Origin of the sequence: Burkholderia sp. IDO3 (assembly GCF_003366075.1) — a bacterium.
GTDB classification, from domain to species: Bacteria; Pseudomonadota; Gammaproteobacteria; order Burkholderiales; family Burkholderiaceae; genus Burkholderia; species Burkholderia anthina.
Genome location: NZ_CP028962.1, coordinates 1,733,405 through 1,749,510 on the forward strand (window position 1 = coordinate 1,733,405; position 16,106 = coordinate 1,749,510).

Annotated in this window: 19 protein-coding genes and 1 riboswitch; of the genes, 6 read left to right on the forward strand and 13 right to left on the reverse strand. The window is 68.5% G+C overall.

Annotated elements, in window-relative coordinates:
* Position 1 precedes the first annotated feature (1 nt).
* From DCN14_RS07955 to DCN14_RS07970, 4 genes are read right to left on the reverse strand one after another with little or no spacing between them, the layout of a single operon-like run.
* Positions 2 to 877, reverse strand: coding sequence for an SDR family NAD(P)-dependent oxidoreductase (locus DCN14_RS07955; RefSeq protein WP_096499488.1), 876 nt, complete (start codon positions 875 to 877; stop codon positions 2 to 4).
* 43 nt (positions 878 to 920) lie between these two features.
* On the reverse strand, positions 921 to 1,913 hold the full coding sequence (locus DCN14_RS07960; RefSeq protein ID WP_096499490.1) for an NADP-dependent oxidoreductase: 993 nt from the start codon (positions 1,911 to 1,913) through the stop codon (positions 921 to 923).
* A 53-nt stretch (positions 1,914 to 1,966) separates the two neighbouring features.
* The gene (locus DCN14_RS07965) at positions 1,967 to 2,599 is read right to left on the reverse strand and encodes a Dabb family protein (RefSeq protein ID WP_096499492.1); all 633 of its coding nucleotides are present in this window, start codon (positions 2,597 to 2,599) and stop codon (positions 1,967 to 1,969) included.
* The gene (locus tag DCN14_RS07970) at positions 2,589 to 2,933 is read right to left on the reverse strand and encodes a hypothetical protein (RefSeq protein ID WP_096499494.1); all 345 of its coding nucleotides are present in this window, start codon (positions 2,931 to 2,933) and stop codon (positions 2,589 to 2,591) included. The genes DCN14_RS07965 and DCN14_RS07970 overlap by 11 nt, the downstream gene beginning before the upstream one ends.
* Before the next feature lie 169 nt (positions 2,934 to 3,102).
* Here DCN14_RS07970 and DCN14_RS07975 point away from each other — a divergent pair, with 169 nt between their 5' ends.
* Both DCN14_RS07975 and DCN14_RS07980 read left to right on the forward strand, forming a co-directional pair.
* Positions 3,103 to 4,146, forward strand: coding sequence for an AraC family transcriptional regulator (locus DCN14_RS07975; protein WP_096499496.1), 1,044 nt, complete (start codon positions 3,103 to 3,105; stop codon positions 4,144 to 4,146).
* Positions 4,147 to 4,255: 109 nt separating this feature from the next.
* A riboswitch (cobalamin riboswitch) is annotated at positions 4,256 to 4,450 on the forward strand.
* 302 nt (positions 4,451 to 4,752) lie between these two features.
* On the forward strand, positions 4,753 to 6,681 hold the full coding sequence (locus tag DCN14_RS07980; protein ID WP_096499498.1) for a TonB-dependent receptor: 1,929 nt from the start codon (positions 4,753 to 4,755) through the stop codon (positions 6,679 to 6,681).
* Between the two features lie 97 nt (positions 6,682 to 6,778).
* On the opposite strand, the gene DCN14_RS07985 is transcribed toward DCN14_RS07980, so the two are convergent.
* Positions 6,779 to 7,420, reverse strand: a complete 642-nt coding sequence (locus DCN14_RS07985; protein WP_096499500.1) for a LysE family transporter — start codon at positions 7,418 to 7,420, stop codon at positions 6,779 to 6,781.
* Between the two features lie 115 nt (positions 7,421 to 7,535).
* Between DCN14_RS07985 and DCN14_RS07990 the strand changes: the two genes are divergently transcribed.
* Positions 7,536 to 7,997 (forward strand): Lrp/AsnC family transcriptional regulator, encoded by a 462-nt coding sequence (locus DCN14_RS07990; RefSeq protein ID WP_096499502.1) that lies wholly within the window; start codon positions 7,536 to 7,538, stop codon positions 7,995 to 7,997.
* A gap of 62 nt (positions 7,998 to 8,059) precedes the next feature.
* Positions 8,060 to 8,470, forward strand: a complete 411-nt coding sequence (locus DCN14_RS07995; RefSeq protein ID WP_096499504.1) for a VOC family protein — start codon at positions 8,060 to 8,062, stop codon at positions 8,468 to 8,470.
* A 95-nt stretch (positions 8,471 to 8,565) separates the two neighbouring features.
* Here DCN14_RS07995 and DCN14_RS08000 read toward each other — a convergent pair whose 3' ends face one another.
* Positions 8,566 to 9,969 carry a collagen-like triple helix repeat-containing protein gene (locus DCN14_RS08000; protein WP_096499506.1) on the reverse strand — a complete coding sequence of 468 codons (1,404 nt, stop codon included), beginning with the start codon at positions 9,967 to 9,969 and terminating at the stop codon, positions 8,566 to 8,568.
* Between the two features lie 390 nt (positions 9,970 to 10,359).
* On the opposite strand from DCN14_RS08000, the gene DCN14_RS08005 reads away from it, so the two are divergent.
* On the forward strand, positions 10,360 to 10,548 hold the full coding sequence (locus DCN14_RS08005; RefSeq protein ID WP_096499508.1) for a hypothetical protein: 189 nt from the start codon (positions 10,360 to 10,362) through the stop codon (positions 10,546 to 10,548).
* A 41-nt stretch (positions 10,549 to 10,589) separates the two neighbouring features.
* Here the strand turns inward: DCN14_RS08005 and DCN14_RS08010 are convergent, their stop codons facing one another.
* From DCN14_RS08010 to DCN14_RS08020, 3 genes are all read right to left on the reverse strand, one after another.
* A complete protein-coding gene (locus DCN14_RS08010; RefSeq protein ID WP_096499510.1) occupies positions 10,590 to 11,381 on the reverse strand; it encodes a DUF2182 domain-containing protein in 792 nt (263 codons plus the stop codon).
* On the reverse strand, positions 11,378 to 12,022 hold the full coding sequence (locus tag DCN14_RS08015; RefSeq protein ID WP_096499512.1) for a DUF1326 domain-containing protein: 645 nt from the start codon (positions 12,020 to 12,022) through the stop codon (positions 11,378 to 11,380). The genes DCN14_RS08010 and DCN14_RS08015 overlap by 4 nt, the downstream gene beginning before the upstream one ends.
* Positions 12,023 to 12,214: 192 nt before the next feature.
* Positions 12,215 to 12,463, reverse strand: a complete 249-nt coding sequence (locus tag DCN14_RS08020; protein ID WP_096499514.1) for a hypothetical protein — start codon at positions 12,461 to 12,463, stop codon at positions 12,215 to 12,217.
* Between the two features lie 137 nt (positions 12,464 to 12,600).
* Between DCN14_RS08020 and DCN14_RS08025 the strand changes: the two genes are divergently transcribed.
* A complete protein-coding gene (locus DCN14_RS08025) occupies positions 12,601 to 12,996 on the forward strand; it encodes a hypothetical protein (RefSeq protein WP_096499516.1) in 396 nt (131 codons plus the stop codon).
* A 14-nt stretch (positions 12,997 to 13,010) separates the two neighbouring features.
* Here DCN14_RS08025 and DCN14_RS08030 read toward each other — a convergent pair whose 3' ends face one another.
* From DCN14_RS08030 to DCN14_RS08045, 4 genes are read right to left on the reverse strand one after another with little or no spacing between them, the layout of a single operon-like run.
* A complete protein-coding gene (locus DCN14_RS08030) occupies positions 13,011 to 13,541 on the reverse strand; it encodes a transferase hexapeptide repeat family protein (protein ID WP_096499518.1) in 531 nt (176 codons plus the stop codon).
* Positions 13,542 to 13,543: 2 nt separating this feature from the next.
* Positions 13,544 to 14,506, reverse strand: a complete 963-nt coding sequence (locus tag DCN14_RS08035; protein ID WP_096499520.1) for an FAD-binding protein — start codon at positions 14,504 to 14,506, stop codon at positions 13,544 to 13,546.
* A 17-nt stretch (positions 14,507 to 14,523) separates the two neighbouring features.
* Positions 14,524 to 15,273, reverse strand: coding sequence for an electron transfer flavoprotein subunit beta/FixA family protein (locus DCN14_RS08040; protein ID WP_096499522.1), 750 nt, complete (start codon positions 15,271 to 15,273; stop codon positions 14,524 to 14,526).
* 38 nt (positions 15,274 to 15,311) lie between these two features.
* The gene (locus DCN14_RS08045; RefSeq protein WP_096499972.1) at positions 15,312 to 16,100 is read right to left on the reverse strand and encodes an SDR family NAD(P)-dependent oxidoreductase; all 789 of its coding nucleotides are present in this window, start codon (positions 16,098 to 16,100) and stop codon (positions 15,312 to 15,314) included.
* Positions 16,101 to 16,106 lie beyond the last annotated feature (6 nt).

The following is a 16,106-nucleotide window of genomic DNA, read 5'->3' on the forward strand; positions in this document are numbered from 1 at the left end:
GTCAGCGTCCTGTCGGGTCGATGTGGGGATGGGCATACGCGGGAATCTCGGGCGGCGGCAACGGCGTGCGGCCGTCGAGCGAACGCACCGCGAGCCCCTGCGACAGCGGGAAATGCAGGCTGTGCGTGACGAGGCCCGTGCGCTCGCGCGCCGGCAGGCTGCACAGCGCCAGCGCGGTTTCCGCGAGGTACGCGACGTCCTCGGTCGGATAGCCTTCGGGGATATAGCGCGCCGCGCCCGGCGTGCGGATCGCGGTGCTCGGCGCGACCAGGTTCACCGCGATGCCGTCCGCTTCGAGTTCGGCCGCGAGCCCCTGCGTGAAGCGCGACAACGCGGCCTTGACCGCCGCATAGACGGTCGCGCCGCCCGCGCGCGCGAACTCGTCGAACGGCCGCAGCGGCGCGAGCGCGGTGACCGACCCGACGTTGACGATCCAGCCGGCGCCGCGTGCGCGCATCAGCGGAATCGCGGCCTGGGCCAGCGCGAACGGGATGCGCAGATAGTGTTCGATCGTCGTATCGAACATCGCCATCGGCATCGCGTCGACGCACGCGTAGTCGGCCACGCCCGCGTTGTTCACGAGGATGTCGAGGCCGCCGGCCGCCTGGGCCGCGCGCGCGACGAGCGCGTCGCGCTCGGCGGCATTCGACAGGTCGGCGGCCAGCGCGATCGCGCGGCCGCCCGCCTGCTCGATCAACGCGACCGTTTCGGTGAGCGTGCCGGCGGTCGTTGCCGATTGCGTGAGGCTGCGCGCCGTCACGACGACGGTCGCGCCTTCGGATGCGAGGCGCTGCGCGATCGCGCGGCCGATGCCGCGGCTCGCGCCCGTCACGAGCGCGCATTTGCCTGCGAGTCGTCCGGTTCTGGGGTCGGTCATGGTGTCTCCGGTGAAGGGGGGATTCGGTGCGAAGCGTTCGGTTTCAGTCCGCGATATCCGCAACATGCAGCACGAGCTTGGTTTTCGCGTCGCCCGTTTGAACGAGATCGAGCGCCCGCGCGGCCTGTTCGAGCGGAAAACGGTCGAAGCGCGGCACGCGCAACGCGCGCCGGCCGAGCCGTTCGGCGATCAGGCCGAGCGTCGCGCCGCTCGGCATCCGGCTGTAGGTCATCGCGGTGCGCAGGCCGCGCTGGCCGGCCTCGGCCGCCGTCGCGGCGAGCCGCTCCGCATCGCCGGGCGCGAGCGTCATGATGTTGACGAGCGTGCCGCCCGCCGCAAGCAGGTCGAGCGCGGCGGGCAGCGTGTCGCCGCCGACCGCGTCGAGCACGAGGTCGACGCCGCCCGGCGCCCATGCCCGCACGGCCGCGGCGATGTCCTGTTCGCGATAGTCGATGCCCTGCGCCGCGCCGAGCGATTCGACCGTCTCGCGATTGCGCGCCGAGCACGTCGCCGCGACGCGCGCGCCGGCCTGGGCGGCAAGCTGGATCGCAAACGTGCCGACCGCGCCCGCGCCGCCGTGAATGAGCACCGTCTGCCCGGCGCGCAGCCCGCCGTCGTCGAACAGGCCGGCCCATGCGGCCAGCGCGGGCGTCGGCGTGGCGGCCGCCTCCGCGAAGCCGACCGCGTCGGGCAGGCGCACGACCGAATCGTGGCGCACCGCGACGTATTCCGCATAGGCCCCCCAGCGCCCGGCGCCGACGTCGGTCTGCGCGAACACGCGCATCCCCGGCGCGAAGCCTTCGACACCGTCGCCGACCGCTTCGACCACGCCAGCGGCATCGAAGCCGATCACGAACGGGAACGCGATCCGCATGAACGCGCCGAGATAGCCTTCCCGGCATTTCCAGTCGGCGGGATTGACGCCCGCGTACGCGACGCGGATCAGCACGTCGCCGGGGCCCGGCTTCGGCACGGGAACGTCGGCCAGTCGCAGCGCGTCGGAATGGCCGACGCGGTCGATCAGCAAGGCTCGCATGGTGGTGTCTCCTGTATTGATAGGTCGCATGGATCGGGATCGGTCGCCGCGCGTCACGCCGCCGTCTCGGCCAGCAGGCTCGACGCGAGCGGACAGAACGCGTGCGAGATCGCATCGACGGTCCAGTCGGGGCTTTCCGCGTCGAACCGGCGATCGACCCAGCCCCAGTGATAGGGATGCAGCAGGTATTCGCCGAGCAGATCGCCGACGCGCGCGAATTCCTGTTGCCACACGTGCGTCCACGCGCCCGGCGTCACGATCCGGCTCAGCCGCCAGTTGCGGATGCCGGGCATGAACGCGGGCATGCGCAGCAGTTCGCGTTCGAGTGCGGCAACCTGCGTGTCGTCGGCCTGTGGCCGCACGCGCAGCATCAGCGTGCGCCAGACGCCGTCGCGCAGCGCCGGTTCGCGCAGGCCGCCGCCGATCGCCCGGCACGCGGCGCCGTCGATCCGCACGACGCCCGGCAGCCCGGCCAGCGCGGTGAAATCCGTCGCGCAATCGGTTGCCCGTTCGTCGCGCAGCACGTCGAGCGTGTAGTCGCCCGCGCCCCAGCATCCGTCGAGATTGCGCTCGAGCGACACGCGGGTGGCGCCGGGCAGCGCGTGCGCGGCATCGCGCAGCGCACGCTCGGTTGCGCCGGCATCGGCAGCGGCCGAAACGAATACCTGCGCCGTGTCATGCTGCATGGTCGACCTCCGTCAAGGCCGGCAGCGGCGCGTCGGCGTCCGTCATCACGTGGCGGCGGCGTGCGTCGCACAGCGCATCGACGGCCATCCAGAATGCGACCACGTCGGCATCGGTCAGCGCGCGCATCCGGTAGTACGCGGGCGCATCGGCAACCTGCCAGGTCAGCCACAGCGTGCTCGGCCGCCCCGGCACCGCGACGGGCGGCGACACCCAGCGCCCGGCCGCCGTCAGCCCGCGCGCCGCGTGGCCCGGCAAATAGCGGTCGCGCAGCAGGGCAAGCACGTCGGGAATGCGCTCGGGCGCGAGCGTGATTTCGTCTACGATCTGGATCATTCGCGGGTCGTCTCGGATGGTTCGTGGCGGGATGCGATGCCGGCCGCCTACGCCGTTCCGGCGAGGCCGGAAGCGGCCGGCGTGGGTAGCATTCTTGCGTGGCAACGTTGGATGAACCCCTACCGGGCCGATCACCGGCCCCTATCGTCGCGATCAGAACGGGAGACACATGAAACAGCGCGCATTGCCGGCACGCGGCCGCGTGCTGCCGGGCCTCGGCGCACGCCTGCTCGACGAACTGACGCGCAGCGGCGCGCCGTCGGCGCAACCGCACGCGATGCCCGCCGTCGGGGTTAGCGCGACGACGCCCGGCGGCTTCGTCGCGTTGTACCGCGACGCGATCGAACGGCTCGAGGCGCAGGTCGCGCGCGGCAACGGTCATCCGCCGATGCGCAAGCAGGAAGTCGACCTGATGTGCCGTTGCCTGCTCAGCTGTGCGACGCTCGCCGATGCGATCCGCTGCGCGGCCGAGTTCTGCGAGATGCTGACGCCGCGTGCCGGCATGCTGTCGCTCGCGGTGCGCGACGGCCGCGCGACGTTCCGGATGGATTCGCTGCGCCGCACCCGCAGCCCGGCCGCGTGTCTCGTCGACCTGACCGGCCTGTTCTGCTATCTGCAACTGTTCGGCTGGCTCATCGGGCAGCCGCTGCGGCCGGACGAAGTGTGGCTCGGCCATCCGCGCCGCGACGATGCGATGCCGCTGCTCGGGCTGTTCAATGCGCCGGTCGACGTCGGCCGCCAAACCTACGGCTTCGCGTTCGACGCGGCGCGGCTCGATGCGCGCGTGATCCGGCAGCCGGGCGAGCTCGACGCATTTCTCGTCGACTTTCCGTTTCGTCTGATCGATGCGGCACCGGCCGTCGTGTCATGGGCGCAGCAGGTGCGCGGCTTTCTCGACGCGGCGCTCGCGCGCGAGCAGGCGGTGCCGGCGCTCGCGGAACTGGCGACGTGGCTCGGCGTCAGCGACGCCACGCTACGGCGGCGGCTGGCGGCCGAAGGCAGCGGCTATCACGTGTTGCGCGAGCAATGCCTGGCCGACGTCGCGCGACGCTGCCTGCGCGAGTCGGACTGGCCGGTCGCGCGGATTGCCGCGCATCTCGGCTTCGGCGGCGAGGAAGCGTTCCGGCGGGCGTTCGTGCGCTGGACGGGTATGGCGCCGAGCCGGTTCCGGCGCACTTGCGCGGCTGCCGGCATGCCGTTTCATCAGACGTGAAGCCCGGTTCGAGTGCCTCAACAGAAAGGATTTCGAAAGAATCCGGCGAAGAGTGACGTTTTTTCGCATCCCCTTCGCACCGGCAATTGACGCGCCGGAGCGCTCGCCATTACGCTTGCGCGCTGATGGTTCCCGGGAACGGGATCAAAAGGGAACGCAGGAGAGGCAACGCCTCGAATCTGCGGCTGCCCCCGCAACTGTAAGCGGCGAATCCGCGCCACCGCATGCCACTGGGAAAACCGGGAAGGCCGGCGCGAATGACGACCCGCGAGCCAGGAGACCTGCCATCGACCCGAGGTCCAAGCAGCCGCACCGGGCGGGGTGTCCCGATGCGCCACGCGCCGCCTTTGGCGGTCGCTCGTTGCATGGACGGCCCGACCTCAGGACCCATCCGATGTCCCATCTTTCCGAATCCGCTTCCACGCCGGAAGCGTCGCGCCGACATGCCGCCGGCATGCGCGGCGTGTCCGCGCACGTCTGCCGCGTCGCCCTGCGCGACGCCCGGCCACGCTGTCCGGTCCCGCGATAAACCAACGAGAACGAGCGCGGTACTCGCCGCGCCCCGCTTACGCCCGCTGTACGCAACACCATCACGCTCGCTGCCTTATGAACCTCCGCCACCTCCTTGCCACGTCCGCCGCCACGGCGCTGCTCTCCCCGATCGCCCACGCCGCCGGCGACACGGCGATCACGCAGCCGCCGCAGACCACGGACGGCGCCGACCTGCCCACGATCAGCGTGACCGACACGCGCCATCTGCCCGAGTCGTTCGACCAGCGCTATGCCTCGACGCAGGTGCTCACGCGCACCGACCTCGACCGGCTGTCGCCGAGCGATCCGGGCATCACGCAGGCGCTCGCGACGCTGCCGGGCGTCACCGTCTCGCAGAACGGCGGCCCGGGCTCGTCCGCGTCGGTCAGCATCCGCGGCTCGTCGGCCAGCCAGGTCGCGGTGTTCATCGACGGCATCCGGATCGGCTCGCCGACCACCGGCATCGCGCCGTGGGCGGACCTGCCGACCGAGGCGTTCGAACGCGTCGAAGTGATTTCGGGGCCGGCCGCCGCGTCGTTCGGCGCGAACGCGATGGGTGGCGTCGTGCAGCTGTTCACGCGCCGCGCGGCCAACCAGCCGAACCAGACCACCGTGTCGTTCGGCGGCGGCTCGAACAAGACGTTCGACACCCAGCTGCGCACGTCGGGCACCGTGCCGTCGACCGGCCCGCTCGCGGCGCTCGGCGGCCTCACGTATTCGCTCGGGCTGCACGACTACAACACGGCCGGCATCGACGCGACGCGGCCCGTGTTGCCGTACCACGAGGACGGCCGCAATCCGTATCACGCGCAGGACCTCGATGCGCGCCTCGGCTACGCGCGCGATAACTGGTCGATCTCGACGTTCGCGCTGTATCACCGCTCCGACCTGTCCTATGACAACGCCGGCTATGCGGATCGCCAGCTCGATCACCAACTGACGACCGGCATCGCGTTCCATCTCGACCTCGCGCCCGACACCCAGTTCGACCAGTCGTTCGGTTATGCGAACGATCGCCAGTTCCTGTATGCGAGCGACCCGGCCATCCCGACCGACCAGATCAATTCGCAGCGCATCACCTCGTCGACGTCGCTGACCCATCAGGCGCGCGGCTTCCATCTGTTCGGCCTGCCGCTGTCGGGCGAGACGAAGCTCGCGTACGACTTCACGCGCGAACAGGCATTCCTGCCGATCGATATTCCGGACGGCGTACCAACGCGCAACGACTCCGCGTTCTCGCTGCATCAGTCGGCCACGCTCGGCAGCGTGACGATGTTCGTCGCGGGCCGTCATGAAATCATCGCCGGCCAGTCGGTGAACACCGGCAACGCGGCCCTGTCGTGGGCGATCACGCCGGTGTACACGGCGCGGGTGTCGTACGGCAACGCGTTCCGCCTGCCGGCCTTCAACGACCTGTACTACCCCGGCTACGGCAATCCGGACCTGAGCCCGGAGCGCAGCGATTCGATCGAGGCCGCGCTCGACGCGAACACGTCGTACGGCACGTTCACCGCCGCGATCTACGACACGCGGGTGCACAACCTGATCGCGTACAACCCCGCGACGTTCTCGCCGATGAACATCGGCCGCTCGCATATCCGCGGTATCGACCTGTCGTACAAGGGGACGATTGGCCGCTACACGCCGGTCAGCATCGCGATCGGCCTGCTGGACCCGCAGGACGAGACCAACGACAGCTGGCTCAACCGCCGGCCGCGCCAGACGGTCAGCGTGAGCGTCGACCACACGTGGGACGAACTGCACCTGCACGCGCTGAGCACGGGCGCGTCGCTGAACTACGGCGGCACGACGTTCGACGACCCGGTGAACACGACCTACCTGCCGTCGTACCTGACGGTGAACCTGCGCGCGTCGTACAGGATCAACGCGCACCTGACGGTATCGGCGACGCTGTCGAACCTGTTCGACCGCCAGTACATGACCGCGTACGGCTACAACACGCTCGGCCGCACCGCGTTCGGCAAGGTCAGCTACACGTTCTGACGCCCGGCTGCCCACGCATCGGCGTCCGCGATCGCGGGCGCCGATGCGGAGCCGTTCAGATGAATCGAATGCGTTCGCAGCGAACCGCAGTCGACCTTCACGCCCCCACGACACCGCGCACGCCCGCAATCAACTGGATCGCGCCGAACCCCGCGATCACGACGGCCGACACACGCGACAGCCCAAGCATGAACGCGCCGGACATCTTCGTGCGCAACGCGGCGGTCGCACCGCTCAGGCACAGCCACCACGCCGCGGAACCCGCGAACACGCCGGCGACCATCGGCGCGACGGTCATCCGCATCGCGCCTTCCCGCGCCGCCGACAGCGGCCCCAGCGCCGCGAAAATCCCGATGAACGACACGATCGTCATCGGGTTCGACAGCGTCAGGCCGAACGTCGTCAGGAAATCGCGCGGCACGGTAGCCGTGCGCGGCCCGTCGCGCTGCACGGCCGCCGCGGCCGGCGCCTGACGCGCGATCGACCACGCCAGCCACACGAGGAACGCGCCGCCGCCGATCTTCAGCGCGACGGTCAGCATCGGGAACGCCGTGGCGATGCCCGCGACACCGAGCGCGCCGAGCAGCCCGTAGATCGCATCTGCGCAGGCGGCCCCGATGCCGGTGGCGAATCCCGCGCGAAAACCGCGGGTCAGGCTGCGCTGGATGCACAGCATGCCGATCGGGCCGACCGGCACCGCGATCGACAAGCCGATCACGACGGACTTGATGAACAGCATGGCCGGCTCCTCGCGTCAGGCAATGGGATGTACCGGCATCGTAGGGAAAGTCCGATCGCCGCTGAAGACGGTTTTTAAGGAAAAATGGCTGTTCCACCTTAAAAACCCCGCCGCCATGGACGATCTGGACTGGAAGGTACTCGCGCTGCTGCAGGCCGACGGTCGCATCAGCTACACGGCGCTGGCACGCCAGGTTCACCTGTCGGTGCCGGCGGTGACGGAACGCGTGAAGCGCCTCGAATCGGCCGGCGTGATCGACGGCTACACGGCGCGGGTCGATCCGGCCGCGGCCGGCTACCCGGTGAGCGCGCTGATCGGCATCACGGTGCAGCAGCCCGCGAAGGCGAAATTCCTGAAGCTGCTGGAGACGATTCCCGAAGTGGTCGAGTGCCATCACGTGACCGGCGCGGATTCCTACGTGATGCGGTTCGTGGCCACGAGCATGGCGCACCTCGAACAGCTGATCGAACGCATCAACCTGTACGGCGAAACCCGCACGTCGATCGTGATGTCGACGCCGCTGCCGGCCCGCGGGCTCGCGCGCCCGGCGGCGGCGATCAAAGGCAGTCGGGGATGACAGGACACCCCGCGCTGCGCGATGCTGTGCAATGCCCCCTTGCACGAACCGGACAACCTGCCATGTCAGTCATCGGACTCGATCATTACAACCTGCGCGCCGATCGGGCGACGCTCGATACGCTGCGCGATTTCTACGTGAACGTCGTGGGCCTCGAACCCGGCTATCGGCCGCCGTTCCAGAGCAACGGCTACTGGCTCTACGCGGGGGCGCAAGCGATTCTCCACCTGTCGGAAGCGCGGCCCGGCGAAGTGCGGCCCGCGCACGTCGTCAATACGTTCGACCATATGGCGTTTTCCTGCGCGAACGCCGCCGACATGGAGCGGCGCCTCGGCGACGCGCAGGTCCGGTACGCGCGCCGGTACGTGCCGCTCACGCGCCAGCTTCAGATCTTTTTCAGCGATCCGGCCGGTAACGGCGTCGAATTGAATTTCGCCGAACCCGGCTGCGATGCCGGTGATGGACCGGATTAGCACGCATCGTTCGGACCGGCGATTCGTGCGCGCCGCAAGGGTATCGACGGCACGCCGCGCGCCGGCCGCGCGCGCTGACGATCAGTGCGGGTCCGTCACTTGCCGACCGCGCCGAGCAAGCCGCCGACGAGCGACGTGACCGGCGCGAGCGGATTGCTCGTGCCGCCCGACGTCGCCCCGCCGCCCGTACCGGCGCCGGGACCGTTGTGCACGGTTGCCGGTATCCCGCCGACCACGCTCGTCACCAGGCCCGAAATCGGCACGGCGCCGTTTGCGCCGTTCGGATTCACGAGACCGCCCACGTTGGTTACGGTATTGCCGACCGCCTGAACCAGTTGCCCGACATCGCCGACCACCGGCTGCGACGACGCGGCCGATACCTTCGTCCCGGCCGACGTAATCGCCCCGCCGACCTGCCCAAGCAGACCGGCGACCGGCTGGCCAAGGCCGCTCGCCGTGCCGACCTGTTGGGTCAGGCTGCCGGCCGTCGTCACGAGCGGCGTGATCGCCGACCCGGCCAACTGGGTCACCTGCCGCACCGGCCCCGACGACACGGCCGAGCTGACCGTCGCGCCCGCCGACTCCAGCCCGTGGGCTACCGTGTCGAGCAGGCCGCCAACCGGCGTCGTGATGGGCGCGAGCGGCGACAGCGGGCCCGCGCCGAGCGCTTTCACCGTCTCGCCAAGGCCCAGGACGGGATTGCTCGTCGCGCTGATGACGGTGCCGAGCCCGGTGACCGTCCTGCCAACCGGGTCCGGCGTGATGCCGATCTGGCTGATCCCCGAGCTCACCGCGTTCGCCGTGTCGCTGATGACCGAGCCCACGCCGGTGATCGTGGTGCCCGCCCCCCCGGTGACACTCTTGCCGACACCCGGCAGGCTCACCCCGCCGAGCGAGGTGCCGACGTCCATCACGGCCTGGCCGACCGTGCTGACGATGCCGTTCGTGCCGGGCGCGCCGCTTGTTCCGCTTGTTCCGCTTGTTCCGCTTGTTCCGCTTGTTCCGCTTGTTCCGCTTGTTCCGCTTGTTCCGCTTGTTCCGCTTGTTCCGCTTGTTCCGCTTGTTCCGCTTGTTCCGCTTGTTCCGCTTGTTCCGCTTGTTCCGCTTGTGCCACTCGTGCCGCTCGTGCCGCTCGTGCCGCTCGTGCCACTCGTCCCGCTCGTGCCGCTCGTGCCGCTCGTGCCACTCGTCCCGCTCGTGCCACTCGTGCCACTCGTGCCGCTCGTCCCACTCGTCCCGCTCGTCCCGCTCGTCCCGCTCGTCCCGCTCGTCCCGCTCGTCCCGCTCGTCCCGCTTGTGCCGCTTGTGCCGCTTGTGCCGCTTGTGCCGCTTGTGCCGCTTGTGCCGCTTGTGCCGCTTGTGCCGCTTGTGCCGCTTGTGCCGATGTTATTACCGGCCACGGCCGGCGCGGTGATGTCGCCGCCGCCGCACGCAGCCAGCGTACAAGCTACGGCGATCGCGGCAAGCGCAACGCCGGTTCTGGTGAAATGGTGGTGCATGGATGCCCCCGTCGGTTTTTCAGATCGATGCGTTCGACAAGCATCTCCCGTGCCACCCTGGCCGACATCGATGCAATCCCGCGATTGCGGTGCACGGGGCCCCGCCGGCGGCCGTCCTTGCGCGGGACGTGCGGCATGCGAGCCGAAATCCGCCGGTTCGGCCGGCCTCGCATCGCGCCCGACGTTCACGTAACACGAGGGCATGTTACGTAGCATCGGCACGAAACTCCGACGCCCCCTCCAATCGGGTCGAATCGAACGTCATAGGCCCGACGGTCATTCGCGTGACGAATCGGGGCAGCGCAATGTTCGCGCTCGCGAAAGCGTCGTCACGCCCGCGGCCTCCCCTGGCCACGTGACGGCCGCGTCGCCATCCCGTGCGCGGCGTCGATGCGTATCACTTCGGCATCGGTGCGGCATCCGGCCGCCGACATCTTCATGTCGCCCATGTGCATGTTCAACGTGCCGCCGGCCGCACAGGCCGGCATCGCAACGATCGTCATTGCACCGACGGCAGCGGCCGCAACGCACCGGATCTCCGTCGACAAGCTCCCGGACGAGCCGCGGATAAGTTCGTGACTCCCGGGGCCCGCACCTGCACCGCGGCATGAACGCCCCCGCTACACGAGCAGCGTCGCGACGGCCCACGTCATCAGCACGACACCCAGCGCGCGGCCGATACGCTCGCCGCCCGGCAGCACCTTTTCGGCGAGCACGAACAGCGACAACGCGACGATCCACACGACGTTCATCACGCCGCCGACGAACAGCAGCGCCATCAACAGCCAGCAACACCCGACGCAATACGCGCCGTGGCGCACGCCGAGCAGGAAACTGCCCGACACGCCGGGGCGCCAGTACGTAGTGAGAAAACGCACCGGCGACCGGCATTGCCGCAGGCATGCCTGTTTCAGCGGCGAGAACTGGTAGATGCCGGCCAGTGCGAGGACGAACGCCGACAGCGCGGCGCTCTTCGACCACAGCATCATCCCCGAGATCAGGCCGGCGGGCTGCAGCAGCATCTGAAGCACGGCCGCGCCGACCGAAAAAACGAGCCAGGCGGCCAGATAGCCGGCCAGCAAAAACGCCGACGTGAGCGCCAAACCGGCGCCCTGCGCACCGCGATGCCGCAGCACGCGCCGGTACAGCAGCACCAGCGGCGCGGCACCGGGCGTCATCATCGCGGTCATCATCACCCACCACATCAGGATCACGGTCGGCAGCGGCGGACCCATGGTGCCCATGGCGCCGGCGAGCCGATGCGGGAACAGCGCGACCGTCGTCATGTTCAGTGCCGACATGCCGGTTCCGGCGCCCGTCCACAGATAGGCCCAGCACGCGCCGACGAGCGCGGCCATGCCGAGCAGCATGACGACGCGCTCACGCCCGAGAAAATCGCCGACGAGGTTCATGCCATCGCGCGATGCCGGACGACCCCGTGATTGTTCAGGTGCAGTCGCGCGAACTGCGCATAGGTCCGCTCGAAGTCCAGTTCGATGTGGCCGTGCGAGTGGCCGGTGCCCGAGCCGATCTCGGCCAGCTCGTATTCGAAACCGCCCGGCAGGTCGATCCGCACGCGATGTTCGGCCCCCGTCACCGGATTGACGATCGGTTCGCCGACGACGTCGAGCACACCGTCCACGTGAATCTGGCCGCGCCGCGCATCGACATCGACGTCGAAATCGATCTTCGCGAAGATCGGATCGAATGCCTGTTCGAGCGTCGACGCAAACACCGAGAACATCGTCGCGAACGGATCGGTATCCTGACCGGTCATGATCTTCAGCACGGCATCGCACTGCGCCGGATCGGCGCGCTCGTCGACGATCGGCTGGCATTTGCCGTGGCCCTCGTGCACCGCGCCCGGCCACTTGAACACGACCGCGATCCTGACGCCGTCGAGCACCACGTCGCCGTAGTGGCCGCTGTCGATCGAAATCGCCCCCATCGCCTGGCAATGGCCGTTCGTCGGCAGCGCATTGAACTGGCACGGGCAACCATATGAGCAATTGCAGTTCATCAGCTCGGTTCCCTGAATCTCCCACGGCGTCATGGCGTCACCTCGCACGGTCGGCGATAGGTATCACGCTTCGAATCTAGTGCACCACACGGGGAAAGCAAGGCGCGCGCGTGGATGAGGGTACACGTGGGCAACGGTGTGCTTCGCTGCGCGCGATCTCGCGGCGCCGTCGCTCGCGATCGTGCAGGACAGGCCGGCGCCGGTGCGTACGCAGCAGGCGTGCCGTTATCCGGTTTTTTTCGGCGAACGCGCGACGGTGAACCATCCCATCACCGCACCCGCGACCCACGCGCAGGTCAGCATCAGGTCGAAGTCCATCATCCCTTCGAAATTCGCGCTGTTCTCGAAGCTGCAACGCTGACGGCCGAGGAATACGATGCAGCCGCTGACGACCCACTGGACATGCATGAATACGTGATAGACGGCGAAAGCCGACGTGATGATGGCGATGCGCAGGCGTATATTCGTTTTCATTCGGCGCCGGAGGCGGTAGGCTGGTCTGACGCCGATCTTATGACAACGATGCCGCATCAGGCAATCGATCGCACACGGATGCAACGAGCCCCATGTGCGGCATCGAATCGCCATCGGCATAAACCCCGAGAGAATCGATGACCGAACCTCACACGATCGCGCTGATCGTCGATCCGGAATGCGGCGAGCGGATTCGCGAAGTCGCCGCTGGCGTTCGGCACACGTGGGTCGTGACGAGCGACGTGAACGACGCGGTCGTCGAGCGGATCTGGCGCGAATCGCGCCTTGTACGCACGTTCGGCGCCGAAGGCGGTGTCACGAGGTTCGATCGCCACGGCGACGATCCGGCAAGCTGGTGCGATTCGATACTCGATGCGATCGAGGACCACCACGGCAGCCTTACCCGGCAGCACGGATACACGGCGCTCGATGTCCGTGGCGTCGCGCTTTCGGCCCGGCTTCGTTCGGCGCTCGTCGAATGCGGCTTTTCCGTCTTCACGCCGACGAACGAAGGCTTTGTCGCCGGCAAGTGACGACGTGCCCGCGCTTACGCTTCGTCGATCCGCGTGAGCGTCTTCAGACAATCCACCGCCAACTGCTGATACACCCGCGTACCGTTCGCCTTCGCGGCGATCTCCGCGTCGCTCAGCCGCCGCACCACGCGCCCCGGCACCCCCGCGAGCAGCACGCCCGCCGGCACGGCGTAGCCGGCCTTCACGAACGCACACGCTGCGACGATCGCCGTCGCGCCGATCGTCGCGCCGTCCATCACGACCGCGTTCATCCCGATCATCGTGTCCGGTTCGAGCGTCGCGCCGTGCACGATCGCGCCGTGGCCGACGTGGCTGTTCACGCCGAGCCGGCACGTCTCGCCGATGCCGACATGCAGCACGCAGCCGTCCTGCACGTTGCTGCCCGCCTCGACGACGATCGCGCCGAAATCGCCGCGCAGGCTCGCATGCGGGCCGATGTAGCAGCCCGCGCCGATCGTCACGTCGCCGATCACGACCGCGCTTGGATGCACGTACGCGGACGGATCGACGCGCGGACGCATCCCGTCGAAGTCGAACAGCGGCATCGTCAGAGCACCGCGGCCGCTTCGGGCACGAGCGCGAACAGGTCGCCGACGACACCGTAGTCGGCCACGCTGAAGATCGGCGCGTCCGGATCCTTGTTGATCGCGACGATCACCTTCGAATCCTTCATGCCGGCTAGGTGCTGAATCGCACCCGAGATGCCCACCGCGATGTACAACTGCGGCGCGACGATCTTGCCGGTCTGGCCCACCTGATAGTCGTTCGGCACGTAGCCCGCATCGACTGCCGCGCGCGAGGCGCCGAGTGCCGCCGACAGCTTGTCCGCCAGCGGCTCCAGCACCTTCGTGTAGTTCTCGCCGCTACCAAGGCCCCGGCCGCCCGACACGATGATGTTCGCGCTGGTGAGTTCCGGGCGGTCGAGCTTCGTCACTTCCCGGCTGATGAACTGCGATACGCGCGCATCGGCTGCCGCTTCGATCTTCTCGATGGCGGCGCTGCCGCCGTCCGCCGAAACCGGATCGAAACCCGTCGCGCGCACCGTGACGACCTTGACCGGATCGGTCGATTGCACCGTCGCGATCGCATTGCCCGCGTAAATCGGGCGCTCGAACGTATCGGCCGACACGACCGCCGTGATCTCGGAGATCTGCGCGACATCCAGCTTCGCGGCGATGCGCGGCGCGATGTTCTTGCCGTAGGCCGTCGCCGGCACAACGATGTGCGAATAGTTTGCCGCGATGGTCAGCACCGTCGCTTCGACGTTCTCGGCGAGGCCGTCCGCGAGCTGCGGCGCATCGGCGAGCAGCACCTTGGCGACACCCGTGATCTTCGCTGCCGCATCGGCTGCCGCCTGCGCGTGATGGCCGGCCACCAGCACGTGAATGTCGCCGCCGGCGAATTTGCCGACGTCGGCCGCCGCCGCCACCGTGTTCAGCGTCGCGGCCCTGATCGGCGAAGCGCCGCCCGCCGATGCCGCGTCGTGCTCGGCAATTACCAGAATCGTCATGTCCTTCCGCTCCCCTGTCACAGCACCTTGGCTTCGGTCTTCAGCTTCTCGACCAGCGTCTTCACGTCCGGCACCTTCACGCCGGCTGCGCGCTTCGGCGGCTCGTTCACCTTGAGCACCTTCAGACGCGGCGTCACGTCCACGCCGAGCGCATCGGGTTTGACGATTTCCAGCGGCTTCTTCTTCGCCTTCATGATGTTCGGCAGCGTGACATAGCGCGGCTCGTTCAGGCGCAGATCGGTGGTGACCACGGCCGGCAGCGTCAGCGACAGCGTTTCCGCACCCCCGTCGACTTCCCGTGCAACGGTTGCCTTACCGTCGGCAATCGTCACCTTCGATGCGAACGTCGCTTGCGGCAGGCCCGCCAGCGCGGCCAGCATCTGGCCGGTCTGGTTCGAATCGTCGTCGATCGCCTGCTTGCCGAGAATCACCAGTTGCGGCTGCTCCCTGTCGACCAGCGCCTTCAGCACCTTCGCGACGCCGAGCGGTTCCACGCCGTCGTTCGACTCGACGAGGATCGCGCGATCCGCACCGATCGCCAGCGCCGTGCGCAGCGTTTCCTGCGCCTGCGCGACACCGACCGACACGGCCACCACCTCCGTCACGACACCGGCCTCCTTCAGCCGCACGGCCTCTTCCACCGCGATTTCGTCGAACGGGTTCATCGACATCTTCACGTTCGCGATGTCGACGCCCGTGCGGTCGGACTTCACGCCGACCTTCACGTTGGCATCGACCACGCGCTTCACTGCCACGAGCACTTTCAACGGCCTGTCTCCTGTTTCGTTGCAACGGCCGCGGCGCGTCAGCGCGCGGTATACCCGCCGTCGATCACCAGCTCCGCACCCGTCACGTAGCGGCCCGCCGGCGACACGAGATACAGGATGCCGGCCGCGATGTCGCGCGGGCTGCCGATCTTCGCCATCGGCACGTGGGTCTGCATGTATTCGAACGCGCGGTCGGGGTCCTGGCCCATCTGGCGGAACGCGTCCTCGAGCATCGGCGTGCGGATGTAGCCGGGATGCACCGAGTTCGCGCGGATGTTCTTCGCCGCATACAGCATCGCGTCGACCTTCGCCATCATCCGCACGGCCGCTTTCGATGCGTGATACGCGGGCACGTCGGGGCCGCCGACGATCCCGTACATCGACGACAGGTTCACGATCGAGCCGCCGCCGGCCGCTTCGATGTGCGGAATCGCCGCGCGCGTGCACAGGAACACGCCGTTGACGTTCACGTCCTGCACGCGCTGCCATTGCGCGAGCGTGAGCTCGTGCGTCGGCACGTTGTGTCCTTCGATGCCCGCATTGTTCACGAGCACATCGAGGCGTCCGAAGCGCGCGACGATCTCGCCGAACACGCGCGACACGTCGGCCTCGTGCGTGACGTCGAGCGACCAGAACGCCGCCTGGCCGCCCTGTGCGCGAATCTCCCCGACGAGCGCTTCCGCCGGTTGCGACAGCACGTCGAGAATCGCGACGCTCGCGCCGGCCACGGCCAGCGTGCGGGCCGTTTCGGCACCGATGCCGCGCGCGCCGCCGGTGATCGCGGCCACCTTGCCGCGCAGGTCGAACAGTTCTTCGATGAGTTTCATCATGTC